Below are 13,444 nucleotides of genomic sequence, written 5' to 3'. Positions count from 1 at the left end.
CTGCGATGGCAGGCAAGCCCACCGGCTGGAACCGATTCGTCGCAAAGCTGCAGGGCGAGGTGCCGGCGGCGGAGCTGGAGGCGTTCCGCCGCGCCAGCGGCCCCGTGCTGGAACTGCTGGAGCAGGTGGAGCGGCGGCGGCTGGAGTGCAGAATCGACGGCCTGGACCCATGGACGGTCCCGCCCGCCACCCGCGCCGTGTTCCTGTGCGCCTGGAACGCCTTCGTGCTGCAGACGCTGCGCAACGAGTACCTGGACGCGGACTACCGCGCCGAGCCGCGCACGCCGCACTTCGTCCCGCCCGTGACGGCGGAGCAGGTGCTGCGCTTCTACGAGCCGGTGGAAGCCTGGGTAAACCGCGCCCTGCAGGCGCAGGCGAACCCCGAGTACCAGCTCGACGTCGGCGTTCCCGCCGCGCTGCCGGTGCTGCAGGTGGAGCCGCTTCCGCCCGCGCACCTGGACGCCCTGCTGCACGCCATGCGCTCCGTGCGCGACCATGCCGGCGCCGCGCTGGAGTTCCTTCCCGCCACGCCGCCCAAGGAGCGGAAGAAGCAGGTGCAGCTCAACCGCATCCGCCAGCTCTACGCGTCGGCGCAGGCCCGCGCGCGCTACGCGGAGGACCTGTGCGGCGCCGACCCGGTGCCGGAGGTGCGCGAGCGCGCCGGCGAGCACGCGCGGGCCGCCATCGCGCAGCTGTACCTGCTGGGGCAGCTGGCCTCGGACCCGGAGCTGGCGAGAGAACCGGAACGCGGGACAGCGGCGCAGCGCGAGAAGGCGCGCGGCCGGCTGGCACCGGCGACCGCGCCGCCGGCAGCGGCAGGCCACCCCGCCGCGGCGAGCGCGCCGGCCCTGCACCTGGTCACGCGCACGGGCCGGACCGAGGGCCAGACCATCATCGAGGCGGAGGAGGCGGTCGTCTTTACGGGACGCCTTCCCATCGAAATCCTCTTCTCTCTCCGCCTGTCCCAGGTGCGCACGGGGAGAACCGGGCGGTGGTGCTCCGCGTCGCGGCCTTGAGCTACGAGGCGTACCCCATGCTCACCACCGGGACGCTCACCGTTCAGACCGACGGGCAGACCAACGTCCTGAGAGCGCTCCCCGACCGCAAGCGCGGGCGGTCCCACGAAGGAAAGCAGGTTTCGTACGTGGAGGACTTTGGATTCGAGCTGCATGGCGACCTGCTGCAGAGGCTCTGCTCTGCCCGTGCCGCCGGGCTGTGCTTCAAGAACTACCGGGGACCCGCCGGGGTGGATGCCGCGACCGTGGCGCGTTTCCAGGCCTACTGCCGCAGCTTCTACGAACTCGCCGTGCAGCCCGTGGAGTAAGGCGGGGCGGGGCTGAGGGGGGAACGATTGGGCAAAAAGATACGGGCTGGGCGAATGACTCACCCAGCCCGCTGCTCACACCATTGTCCTCCGGGGAACCCGCGAGCGGGCGCGAATCCGAAGGCTCACGCAACAAATCTCATATCCAACCAGCGCCGGGTCAACCCCGCCTCCTCCTGCTATTCACTCAGCCTGCGCACCACCTCTTCCGCGCCGCGCTTGTAGAGCGTGATGCACACCAGTGCGCCCTATGGATCGAGCACCATCCAGTTGCGGTTCCGCTCCTTGATGATCCACCCGCCGGAATGAGGCAGGGCGGGCTGCTGGGCAGATGGCTTCATGCGCGGCATGGTGCGTCTCCGTGTCTGTTGACCCTTGGCGCGCAGCAGGGCTATCGTTGGTGGAGCGGGCGGCCTTCAGGTCGGTTCGCGTCGAGGCAGGTCGACACTTCTTCGCGGGAGGACGGCCAGCCTTGTTCTTTGTCCCTGCTGGTATGCAAATTAGTACCATGCCGCCCATTTGTCAAGGTGAATCATACCAAACGAAAGTGGATGATAAATTTCAAGGAAGCCACCGACGTGCTGACCTTCGCGCCCACGATGACGCTCGCGAAGGTCGCCGAAGCGTTCGGCAAGGACACGCACACGATCATGCGCGCCCGGATGGAGGGCCCGAACGCACGAACCCCGCCGCGCGATTGGCAACCGGTCGTGGCACAGCTGGCGCGCGAGCAGGCGGACGCGCTGGTAGAGTATGCGCGGGACCTGATCGCTATGGCGGATACGCTGGTGGAAAAGTCAGCCGCGGGCACCAGATCTCCTGGTACTCGCCAGCATCTCTGAAAAATTGACATATGAGGAGTGTAAGTCATATTGTACAGAGAACCGGTCATCGGTTCATCGTCTGGTTTCTCGCCGTTTTGAGCTATGCTCACCCGAACAGAGACACTCATGACCGACGATTTCACGATCAGTATTGGAGACATCCCGCCCAGTGCCCGAGCACTCACCGCTTTGGGAGATAAAACTACCAAAGCAGTCGACCGGCTTTTCCATGGAGGGCAGCAAACGCTTATTCCCCGTGATATTCCTGATCTCAAAGAGCTGTCCGAAGCACTCCGGAGTGAATGGACAGACGAGGAAGCGGCCACCTTGGTCAGCGACATCACACATCGAGTTACTCATCGGATTCCGTTTGACGTGGCTAAAGTCAGTCGTTGGGCGATGGCTCATCCGAACAACGCGGCTGCGGTTGCTGATTGCATGAGAGTAAATCCTCCCCCCGAGATCGATATAATCCGGGTTCTCTCCAGAGCAGGAAGTCAAAAGCTGGTCTTCTTGGCGACTTGGAGGCTCACGCAACAAGAGGTTGTTCTGAAGCAGTTGGTTGCTGAGCCTGAGGACGCTCAGCGGATTTTGCTTCGTGAGTTGCAGCCCCATCCGTTGAGTATGGTTCACCCGAACATCATTGAGACGCATTTCCTTAGAAACTCTGAGGGGGAAGCATTTCTGGTCGAGCAACGCCTGCCACTTGTGCTCAATGATGATTGGCAGTCGGCGGGGATGCACGAAGCCGCTAATCTGCTAGCTGATATTGGGCACGCGGTAAAATTCCTGCATGACAATGGCCTGGTGCATGGGGACATAAAACCCGACAATATCGGCAAAAAAGGAGAACGGTACGTCCTTCTTGATTTCGGGATCTGTCGGCCAAAGGAACAATTTAGTCGTGAGTCCACCCCGACCGGGAGCATCCGAACGCGAGCACCGGAACTCCTTGAGCAGCAAGGGTACATCGAAGCGGAAAAAGTGGACGTGTGGGCGCTCGGAGCAACGATATTCAATACCATGATGGGTCGGTTTCCGCTTATCAAAGCCGGGGAGAAAACTCCACGCGTTTCTTCTCCCGCAGATCGCACCAAGTTCGAAGCAGAGTTGCGAAATCGAGCGAACCATTGGGATCGCTGGGTCACTCTTGGATCGATCGCAGCACCAATGCGTGACGTACTTGCCGCAGCATTGGACCCTGATCCTCGCAACAGGCTATCCTCCAGCGAGCTTATCGAACGGGTACAGCGTGACCTGTCTGCTTTGCTCCGCTCGTCAAGCTATAGTGCAGGCTATTTCTCTCCAGCAGAGGAACTGGCCCAACTCAGTCGCCATCTGCCACAAAGGGATCTCGTAAACCTTATGCCTGCGGCGCGACGCCAAGCGCTCGAATCGCGGATTCGCGAGTTGAAGGCAATCCCGGGTTTCTCACCGCAGGAAAGAACGCAGTTGGATCACCTCGCTTCGCGATTCGAATAATGGGATATCGACGCGTGCAACGCATACAGGACCCCGTCCACGGACTCATGGAGTTCCGCGGTATGGAGGCCACCGTTATCGATCTGTTGCGTACGGCAGAGCTTCAGCGGCTTAGAAAAATTCGGCAACTTGGGCTGGTGCACCTGGTTTTTCCAGGAGCAGAGCATTCCCGCTTGGTTCACTCCTTGGGGGCAGCGTACCTGGCTATTCGTTTTGGACGGAGAATTGAGGAAGTTGCTGGACAGACACTCGTGCCCGGGCTATCCCCAGGGGAAGAAAGCATCAGAGATTTAGCGGTGGCTGCACTGTGCCATGATCTGGGCCATGGACCGCTTTCTCATGCGTGGGAACAGCAGATCGTCGGCGAAAACTTTGATCGGGAACTCTGGCAAAGTACTCTGGGCGTTCCCAACGACGGGGCACTAGCACAAGACGCCAAGTGGCACGAGATGGTCGGACATGCACTTCTCGCATGGGAGGAGGGCCAGTTGCATCGATTGCTTGAGCAACAGGAGAAGGGCTCGAGTACTCGCATCCGCCATATGCTCGGGGGAAAATACTTCTTACCCTACCTTCCTCGGCTGCTCTCGAGCGACATCGATGTGGATCGGGCGGATTTTATCCGCCGAGATACGCGTCTCACGGGAGTAGCGTATGGCCGCTACGACTTGAATTGGCTCGTCTCGACTGCGACCATCGGTGAACTCCAGTACCCCAGCGGTTCGGACCTCGTTTTTGGGTTTGATGGTCGAAAGGCGATCCGAGTTGTTGAACAATTCCTCATGGCTCGGCGCGCCCTGTACGAGACCGTCTATCAGCACAAAACGGTTCGTTGTGCTGAAGGAATGGTAGCCTTACTACTGGGGCGTTTGAAGACCATCGTACAAGCTGGCGCGGTGCTGCAAGTCGCTAGCTTTGTTGATCCTATCGTGCGCATGATTCGAGGAGATGCAGTTCCGCCCCAAGACCTTCTTAGTCTGGACGACTTTTCTTTGAGCGTTCTGATCGATGCCGTCGCGAATGATGACAAAATGGATCAGACTGCGCGAGATCTCGCGCGACGAATCGTTTCGCGCGACCTGTTCAAGATGGTTCCGGTTCCAACAGCCAAACTGAATACTTTCTTAAGGAGGGCGGACGCTTATAGCGAACTGCATCAGAAGATCAAGCCCTACGTATCAGGCGATCCGCAATCGTATCTGATCGTGGACACGGCAAGGTTCACGCTGCTTTCACCTGATCGTAAGCAGGCCGTTTACTTGATCGAGGACGGAAAGGCAACTGCGGCTCACGATCATCCCATTCTCCGCGCGCATGCGGATGCCACAACGGAGACGGTGCGTATCTACACGGTTCGAGAAGCTGTGGGAGCGGTCACCAAGCTGATCCAGGGAGCCTAATACTACAGTCGCACTTCGCATGTTTACGCCTTGCGCGACTCCGAAACGGCTCGTCTGACCCGCTGCGGAAGCTCCGGACCGTGTGGTTGGGTCAGCCTTGTTCGCCAAAACGTCGCGAGCGGAGCGTAAACGCATGTAGCCCAACTGTAGTACTAAGCCAAGCTGCTCTGTGACTCGATTTATGCGCGGGTGGCGCCCCCGCCCCCCACCCCCTAACTTCCCGGCCCTGCAACCATGAGCCGACGAGGAGAGGGTGATGAATAGCATTCCCAACGTTCCCCCGCCGATCAACGAGCCGGTGCTGTCGTACGCGCCGGGGACGCCGGAGCGCGCGCTGCTCAAGGAGACGTACGCGCGCATGCACGGCGAAGAGATCGAGATTCCGCTGATCATCGGCGGGCGCGAGGTGCGCACGGGCAACACCGAGGTGCAGGTGTCGCCGCACGAGCACGGGCACGTGCTGGCGCGCTACCACAAGGCCGGCGCGGCCGAGGTGCGGCAGGCCATCGACGCCGCCAACAAGGCGTGGAAGGACTGGAGCAACTGGCCGTGGGAAGACCGCCTGGCCGTGTTCCAGCGCGCCGCGGACCTGCTGGCCACGCGCTACCGCCCCGTCCTGAACGCCGCCACCATGCTGGGCCAGAGCAAGACGGCCCACCAGGCGGAGATCGACAGCGCCTGCGAGCTGATCGACTTTCTGCGCTTCAACACGCACTTCGCCCAGAAGCTGTACAGCGAGCAGCCGTTCAGCGGCCCGGGAATGTGGAACCGGCTGGACCACCGCCCGCTGGAGGGCTTCGTCTACGCGGTGACGCCGTTCAACTTCACCGCCATCGCGGGCAACCTGCCCACCGCGCCGGCCATGCTGGGCAACGTGGCGCTGTGGAAGCCGGCGGCCACGGCCGTCTACAGCGGCTGGTACATCATGCAGATTCTGATGGAGGCCGGGCTGCCGCCGGGCGTCATCAACTTCCTTCCGGGCGACCCCGGGCCCATGACGGAGACCATCCTGGGCGACCGCAGCCTGGCGGGGATCCACTTTACGGGCAGCACCTCCGTGTTCCAGATGATCTGGCGGCAGGTGGGCGAGCGCATCGACCAGTACCGCACCTATCCGCGGCTGGTGGGCGAGACGGGCGGCAAGGACTTCATCGTGGCCCACGCGTCGGCCGATCCGGCGGCGCTGGCGACGGCGATCGTGCGCGGCGGCTACGAGTACCAGGGGCAGAAGTGCAGCGCGGCGTCGCGCGTCTACGTCCCCCAGTCGCTGTGGCCGCAGGTGCGCGAGCTTACGCTGGGGATGATGGAAACCATCCGCGTGGGCGACGTGAGCGACTACCGCAACTTCATGGGCGCGGTGATCGACCGGAAGGCGTACGACAAGATCACCGGCTACATCAAGCACGCGCACGCGGCCGACGACGTGGAGGTGATCGCCGGCGGCACGTACGACGACTCGGTGGGCTACTTCATCCAGCCCACGCTGGTGCAGGTGCAGGACTCGGCGTACCAGCTGATGTGCGAGGAGGTGTTCGGCCCCGTGGTGTCGCTGTACCCCTACCCCGACGCGGAGTGGGAGCAGACGCTGCAGATCGTCGACCAGACCAGCCCGTACGCGCTGACGGGCGCGGTGTTCTCCAACGACCGCGCGGCGCTGCTGCAGGCGGACCGGGCGCTGCGCAACGCGGCCGGCAACTTCTACGTCAACGACAAGCCCACGGGCGCGGTGGTGGGCCAGCAGCCGTTCGGCGGGGCGCGGGGCAGCGGGACCAACGACAAGGCGGGCAGCATCCTGAACCTGGTGCGGTGGATCAGCCCGCGCACCATCAAGGAGACCTTTGCCCCGGCACGCAGCTACGAGTACCCGTTCCTGGCGGAGAAATAGGCTCCGGATCGGACGGTGAAAGGCGGCCCCGGGTGTGATGTCCGGGGCCGCTTTGCGTATCCCCTCATCCTCAAAAGAATGGGAGTCACAGAGGAAGCGGAGTGGTCTTCTCCGCTTCCTCTGCGTGAATCCAATCTTTTGCTGGGAGTGGCAATACGCATCCGCTCCGCCGGGTTGACAGGAACGCACAAGCGGGGTTATCCTCCGATCACAAGCCGCCGTTACCAGCGGCGGAACGACGGATTGAACACACGGGCTGAACCCAGGCTCCTGACCGGCACAATCGCCGGCGCGGGAGCCTTTTTTCGTCGCTACAATTCAGAGACATGGGTCCAGGAGGCCCCTTCCGGCACAGCGCCGGGCGGGGCCTCCGTCCGTTCGCGGCGGGACCGGCCCTGCGGAATGCGCGCAGGAGCGGCGACATCCACACGACGCCGCCTGACAGAGCGCAACGGACAAAACACGAGAACAGGCCGATTGCAGGCCCCGCCCGGCACAGCGCCTGGGAGCGGGGCCTTTCTGCGTTCGTGGCGCGGGAAGGTCCGATCATCCAGCCCAACGGAAGAGGAGCTTCCAATGCCCACGATCGTAACGAAGACCGTCAAGCCTTCGGGCGGGGACTACACCTCGCTCAACGCAGCCATCCAGGGCCTCAAGGCGACGTACGCCAACCTGGTGGCGCTCGACACCATCCTGCGGATCGAGTGCTACCCCATGGAGGACACCACCTGGGTGCACATCGACACCAGCTGGATCACCGACGCCACCCGCTACATCCACGTGGTGGCGCCGCCCACCGCGCGGCACCGTGGCACGTGGAGCACGCAGGCGTACCGGCTGACCTCCGACTTCCCGTATGGAACGATGCTGATCCGCACCCCCGGCGTGCGGCTGGAGGGGCTGCAGATCGAGAGCCGCCATCCCGGCGGCACCGCGATCTACCCGCCCGGCCCCACGAAGCCGCAACTATGGGTGGAGAACTGCATTATCCGGGGTTGCCATGGCACCGGAGCCGCCGGGCTGGGCGCGGCCATCCACGCCTACTATATCGGCGGGACGATCCGGATGCGCAACTCGGTGGTGTACGGCTTCGAAAACGGCATCGTGTGGGTCGGAATGCAGGCCGGATCGGAACTGGATCTCTACAACAACACCTTCTACGGCGCACGCCAGAGCAACGTTCGGACGGTCGCCAGCAGCACCGCCGGCACGCTCCGGCTCAAGAACAACCTGTGCGTGGACGCGGGGACCGGCCCCGACTACGAGATCGACAACTCACCCGCGCCAATCGCCCACCACGCCCGCAACCTCTCGTCCGACGGCTCCGCGCCGGGCGCGGACGCGATCCACGATGCGCAGGTGCGCTTCCGTGACGTACAGGCGGGCGACTTTCGCCTGGACCGCGACGATACGGCGGCGCAGCACGCGGGCGCCGACCTGCGCCAGGATGCGGCGTGGGCGTTCTCGACCGACGCGGCGGGCGAGCGTCGCACGGACGTATGGAGCGTCGGCGCGCTGGAGTACGTGCCGTCGCGGCGCGACGCGGCGTTCGGGGTGCGCCTGAAGGCGGCGGAGATCGCGCGGCACCGCCCGCACCCGCTGCACTGCGCCAACGGCGAGGAGAAGGCGTACCCGTACGTGGCCAACTTCTCCAAGGGGCTGCAGCACGACGCCAACGGCGACGTGGTCCCGGCCTCGTACCAGTCGCTGCTGAACGCGCTGGCCACACGCGACCCGGCCGACTTCGAGGCCATTGTCCTGGGCCCCGGCGGAAAGAAGCTCACGAACCCGCAGTCCGGGCTCGCGTTCACCCTGGAGGGGCCAGACCCGCAGGCGGTCACCCAGCCGCCCGCCCCGCGCATCAACTCGGCGCAGAATTCCGCGGAGATGGGCGAGCTGTACTGGATGGCGCTCTCCCGCGACGTGCACTTCAACGACTACGGCACGAACGCCGTCGTACAGGCCGCCATCACGTCGCTGCACGGCGAGTTCACCGACTTCCGTGGTCCCAAGGCGAGCGGAGCCGTCACCACGCAGACCGTCTTCCGCGGCATTTTTCCGGGCGAGACGGTGGGGCCGTACCTGTCGCAGTTCCTGCTCAAGGGCACCAGCGACCCGCGTCTTGCCGCCGGGCAGGGCCGCAGCACGGCGGACGGGCTGATCACGTACGGCGACCTGAAGATCGACCAGCGGCAGGTGACCGTGCAGCCGGGCACGGACTACCTGACGTCGTTCGCCGACTGGCTGGACGTGCAGAACGGATGGGACCGGCGCGGCCAGGACGCCATCGACACGTCGCAGCGGCGCTTCATCCGCAACCTGCGTGACCTGGGCGAGCGGGTGCACATCGACAACGTGGGCGACATGTTCTTCAACGCCTGCCTGATCCTGCTGCACGAGGTGCCGGGCGACCAGCTGACCGGCTCGGGCGTCGTTGGCCGCGACATGGAGTTCCCGTGGGACCAGGGAAACCCGTACCTGGCGTACGTGAAGCAGGCGCCGTTCGCCACGCTGGGGGCACCGCACGCGCTGTCGCTGGTGTGGGAGGCGCTCATCCGCTCGCTGCGCGCCGTGTGGTTCCAGAAGTGGTTCGTGCACCGGCGGCTGCGCCCCGAGGAGTTCGGCGGGCGCATCGACAACCACCTCACGGGGCGCCGGACGTATTCGCAGATCCATGGCGAGATCCTGAGCTCGCTGCAGTCCGGAGGGCTGGCGCCCTACTTCGGAGGGCAGTCGGGCGACACGTTCCCCAGCTACCTGCTGCCGCAGGCGTTTCCCGAGGGTGCGCCCACGCATCCGGCGTACGGCGCGGGACACGCCACGGGATCGGGCGCGTGCGCCACGGTGCTCAAGGCGTTCTTCAACGAGAGCACGCCCATCGAGAACCCGCTGGTGGTCAACGCCACGGGCACGGCGCTGGTGGCCTACACCGGCGCGGACGCGTCGCAGATGACCGTGGGCGGCGAGTTGAACAAGCTGGCCGGCAACGTCGCCATCGGCCGCAATGCGGCGGGAGTGCACTGGCGCAGCGACTACGACCAGTCTCTGCTGCTGGGCGAGCAGGTGGCCATCGGCCTGCTGCAGGAGCAGAGCCTGCTGCTGAACGAGCCGGAGTTCTACCAGCTCACCAGGTTCAACGGCACCACCATCCGCATCCACGACGGCGTCGTCAGCGTCGTGTGACGCCACGGGCGCGGTGGTGGGCCAGCAGCCGTTCGGCGGGGCGCGGGGGAGCGGACCAACGACAAGGCGGGGAGCATCCTGAACCTGGTGCGGTGGATCAGCCCGCGCACCATCAAGGAGACCTTCGCGCCGGCGCGCGGCTACGAGTACCCGTTCCTGGCGGAGAAGCAGGCGCCGGATCCGGACGGTGAAATGCGGCCCCGGGTGTGACGCCCGGGGCCGCTTTGCGAAGCCCCTGCGCCTGACCCGGCACGCGGTTGCAGGCGGCGGAACACGATGCGGCCTTGGAGACGGTACGGGGCCGCATCTCGTGCGTCCCAACCACCTCTTTGCGCCGATAAACGCTTGTAAGATCCAGGGGATGCTGTTAGCCTTGTGGGTCCCCCTTCGCTCCCGTTCCCTCCCTTGAAGGATTGAACCATGCGCCTGGACCCCAACAGCCTCGAAGTGCAGTCGTTTTCCACCTCCGCCGTCGAGATGAAGGAAGTCGCGCCGGATACGGGCCAGGGTGGCCCGAACTCGTACTGCTGGATCTGCTACCCCACGGACGAGACCGTCCCCTCGTGCGACTACCGGTGCCAGCAGCCCGACACCTTCGTGAACCCGGTCTGCACCTACGCCTGAGGCAGGACGATCGTCCGCACCTGATGCCATGTATCTTGATGCTGGGCGATTGACACGGGCGGCGCATCCGGTTATCGTCAAGCAACAAGTTGGCTGAACAGGATCGCACCGCCAGCCACACCCGAAAGATCCGGGACCCGAGAGGCCCCCGCCGGCAGAACGCCGGACGGGGGCTTTTTTGTGTCCGCATCCCCAGGAACGTCAGAACAGGAAGACCGCGAGAGAACGAGGGCCATGTCAGGCCTCCGCCGGCAGAGCGACCGGACGCGAACCCGCCGCACATCGGCGGCGGACCGGCGCAAACCCTGGCAGGAGCCTACCACCATGGCAAAGGCACACACGCTCGTCGACAACTTCAACGACGACACCCTCGACACCGGAAAGTGGTCCGCGTACGGCGCCACCAACGACCGGGTGCGCGAGGCCAACGGGCGCATCGAGATCCGCCCCTCCAGCGGAGCGGCCGGATACTCCGGCCTGGCAGCCAACACCACGTACGACCTGGCCGGCTCCGAGGTCCGCGTCGAGGTCGTCCGCACGCTCCGCAACGCGACGGGGTGCGAGACCTACCTCAGCGTGGGCACGGACACCAACAACCGCTTCATCATCACCATCGCGCAGGAAGCGATCTTCTTCGATCAGCGGATCGCCGGCACCCCGTCGACCCTGGATTCGCTGCCGTACGACCGCGTGGCGCACCGCTGGATCCGCATCCGCGAGCGCCAGGGCGCCCTCTACTGGGAAACCTCGCCCGACGGGGTGGACTGGACCGAGCGGGCCCGCAACGGCGCCCCCTTCGCCGTGGGCGCGGTGGGGGTGGAGATCGCCGCGGGATGCTTTCAGGCGGTCGCGTCGCCCGGACTGGCCGTCTTCGACAACCTGAACGTGCTGGAAACGGGCCGTGCCCGCCGCACGGACGAGCGGCGCCTGTCGGCCCGCGACATCCGCGTGGAGGCGGCGCAGCTGGCGGCGGAGCGGCACCACGAGGAGCACGTCAACAACAATGACGAGGTGAACTACCCGGGCACGCCGCTGGTGGGCAACTACTCCAAGAGCCTGCGGCACGACGCCCTGGGCGACCCCATCCCCGCCTCGTACGCCTCGCTGCTCCGCGCACTGCAGAGCGAGGATCCGCGGGACTTCGAGGAGATCATCCTGGCGGCCGGGACCCCCATCAAGCTCACCAACCCGCAGAGCGGGCTGGCCTTTGACCTGGAGGGGCCCGACGCGCAGGAGCGCACCATCCCGCCCGCGCCCCGCTTCGACAGCGACGTCACGGCACACGAGGCGGGCGAGCTGTACTGGATGGCGGTGGCGCGCGACGTCTGGTTCGGCAGCTACGCGACGGACGCGGCGGTGGCGGGGACCATCGTCAAGCGCGCCATCGATTCGCTGAACGCGGAGTTCCCGCGCTTTGGCGGCACCGTCACGGTCACGGCCCAGAACCTCTTTCGCGGCATCTTCCCGGGCGAGCAGGTGGGGCCGTACGTCAGCCAGTTCCTGCTGAAGGGGAACAACGACCCGCGCAAGCCGGACGGGATGGGGCGCGACGCCAACGAGGGCTTCATCTCGTACGGCGCGCACACCATCGACCAGCGCATCTTTCCCGCGGCGGCCAACGTGGACTACCTCACCACCTTCACGCCGTGGCTGGACGTGCAGAACGGGGTGGACAAGCGCGGGCAGGACACCTTCGACACGGCCAAGCGCTTCATCCGCAACCTGCGCGACGGGGCCACCTACGTGCACTTCGACCAGGTGGCGGACGCGTACTACAACGCCGCCTGGATCCTGATGTCGGAGCCCACGGGCAACCAGCTCACCTTCCAGTCCGGGGTCACGGGACGCCCGCAGATCGACCTGGAGTTCCCCAAGAACTCCGGGAACCCCTACGATCCGCCGGGCACGGCGATGGACAGCCGCACGCAGGTGGGCTTTGGCACCTTTGGCCCCGTCCACCTGCTGCAGGCGCTGGTGGAGGTGCTGGGGCGGGCCATCCGCGCGGTGTGGTGGCAGAAGTGGGGAGTGCACCGCCGCCTGCGGCCCGAGGAATACGGCGGCCGGGTGCACAACCAGATCACCGGCGCGCGCAGCTACCCGCTGAACACCAGCATCACCACGTCGCTCTCCAGCGGCGGGCTGGCGCCCTACTTCGGCGGCGTGGGCGAGAAGTTCCCGTCGTCGTACCTGCTGCCGCAGGCGTACCCCGAGGGCGCGCCCACGCACCCGGCCTACGGCGCGGGGCACGCCACTGGCTCCGGCGCGCTGGTCACCATCCTCAAGGCGTTCTTCAACGAGGACACGCCCATCGAGAACCCGGTGCAGGCCAGTTCGGACGGGCTGTCGCTGGTGGCGTACGCCGGCGCGGACGCGGCGCAGATGACGGTCGGGGGCGAGCTGAACAAGCTGGCGGGGAACATCGCCCTCTTCCGCAACGCGGCGGGCGTGCACTGGCGCTCGGACTACACAGAGTCCCTGCCCTTCGGCGAGTCGATCGCCATCGGGCTGCTGCAGGAGATGTCGCTGGGCTTCAACGAGGACGACGGGTTCTTCCAGCTGACGAAGTTCGACGGGCAGAAGATCCGCATCTTCGACGGCAAGGTGGTGCCGGTGATCGTCTGATCGGAGGATGACGGACGCGGCGGCGCACCCCTGCGCCGCCACGGCAGGATGAACGCAATCGAATTGATCCGGGACCCGAGAGGCCCCCGCCGGCACAGCG

The 13,444-nt window shown here is 65.4% G+C and carries 9 protein-coding genes and 1 pseudogene; all 10 read left to right on the top strand.

The features are described 5' to 3' along the window. Nucleotides 1–5: 5 nt before the first annotated feature. The 10 genes and pseudogenes from VGC13_RS23630 to VGC13_RS23585 all read left to right on the top strand — a co-directional run bounded on the left by VGC13_RS23630 (nt 6) and on the right by VGC13_RS23585 (nt 13,344). Nucleotides 6–1,016, top strand: a complete 1,011-nt coding sequence (locus tag VGC13_RS23630; protein WP_331127768.1) for a hypothetical protein — start codon at nt 6–8, stop codon at nt 1,014–1,016. Beyond that, nucleotides 992–1,324 carry a hypothetical protein gene (locus VGC13_RS23625; protein ID WP_331127767.1) on the top strand — a complete coding sequence of 111 codons (333 nt, stop codon included), beginning with the start codon at nt 992–994 and terminating at the stop codon, nt 1,322–1,324. Before VGC13_RS23630 ends, VGC13_RS23625 begins: the two co-directional genes overlap by 25 nt. A 551-nt stretch (nt 1,325–1,875) precedes the next feature. Then, complete coding sequence (locus VGC13_RS23620) at nt 1,876–2,166, top strand: hypothetical protein (RefSeq protein ID WP_331127766.1); 291 nt, start codon at nt 1,876–1,878, stop codon at nt 2,164–2,166. Between the two features lie 108 nt (nt 2,167–2,274). After that, a complete protein-coding gene (locus VGC13_RS23615) occupies nt 2,275–3,630 on the top strand; it encodes a protein kinase domain-containing protein (protein ID WP_331127765.1) in 1,356 nt (451 codons plus the stop codon). Between the two features lie 14 nt (nt 3,631–3,644). Beyond that, entirely contained in the window at nt 3,645–5,030 is a 1,386-nt protein-coding gene (locus tag VGC13_RS23610) for an HD domain-containing protein (protein ID WP_331127764.1), read from the top strand. 253 nt (nt 5,031–5,283) lie between these two features. After that, on the top strand, nt 5,284–6,915 hold the full coding sequence (pruA, locus tag VGC13_RS23605) for an L-glutamate gamma-semialdehyde dehydrogenase (protein ID WP_414683014.1): 1,632 nt from the start codon (nt 5,284–5,286) through the stop codon (nt 6,913–6,915). A gap of 576 nt (nt 6,916–7,491) precedes the next feature. Then, entirely contained in the window at nt 7,492–10,098 is a 2,607-nt protein-coding gene (locus tag VGC13_RS23600; RefSeq protein ID WP_331127762.1) for a vanadium-dependent haloperoxidase, read from the top strand. Nucleotides 10,099–10,102: 4 nt separating this feature from the next. After that, a pseudogene (locus VGC13_RS33525) lies at nt 10,103–10,308 on the top strand (hypothetical protein); the annotation flags it as partial. A 210-nt stretch (nt 10,309–10,518) separates the two neighbouring features. After that, nucleotides 10,519–10,722, top strand: coding sequence for a hypothetical protein (locus VGC13_RS23590; protein WP_331127760.1), 204 nt, complete (start codon nt 10,519–10,521; stop codon nt 10,720–10,722). Between the two features lie 324 nt (nt 10,723–11,046). After that, on the top strand, nt 11,047–13,344 hold the full coding sequence (locus VGC13_RS23585) for a vanadium-dependent haloperoxidase (protein ID WP_331127759.1): 2,298 nt from the start codon (nt 11,047–11,049) through the stop codon (nt 13,342–13,344). The last annotated feature ends 100 nt before the right edge of the window (nt 13,345–13,444 follow it).

The sequence above is a fragment of the Longimicrobium sp. genome (genome assembly GCF_036399255.1).
Taxonomy (GTDB): domain Bacteria; phylum Gemmatimonadota; class Gemmatimonadetes; order Longimicrobiales; family Longimicrobiaceae; genus Longimicrobium.
The sequence above is the reverse complement of the archived record's forward strand: the minus strand, read 5'-3'. Positions and strand labels throughout refer to the sequence as shown.

Coding starts and splice junctions, on each gene's coding strand:
- VGC13_RS23630 (WP_331127768.1), top strand. CDS start 6: ATGGCAGGCAAGCCCACCGGCTGGAACCGATTCGTCGCAAAGCTGCAG.
- VGC13_RS23620 (WP_331127766.1), top strand. CDS start 1,876: ATGATAAATTTCAAGGAAGCCACCGACGTGCTGACCTTCGCGCCCACG.
- VGC13_RS23615 (WP_331127765.1), top strand. CDS start 2,275: ATGACCGACGATTTCACGATCAGTATTGGAGACATCCCGCCCAGTGCC.
- VGC13_RS23600 (WP_331127762.1), top strand. CDS start 7,492: ATGCCCACGATCGTAACGAAGACCGTCAAGCCTTCGGGCGGGGACTAC.
- VGC13_RS23590 (WP_331127760.1), top strand. CDS start 10,519: ATGCGCCTGGACCCCAACAGCCTCGAAGTGCAGTCGTTTTCCACCTCC.
- VGC13_RS23585 (WP_331127759.1), top strand. CDS start 11,047: ATGGCAAAGGCACACACGCTCGTCGACAACTTCAACGACGACACCCTC.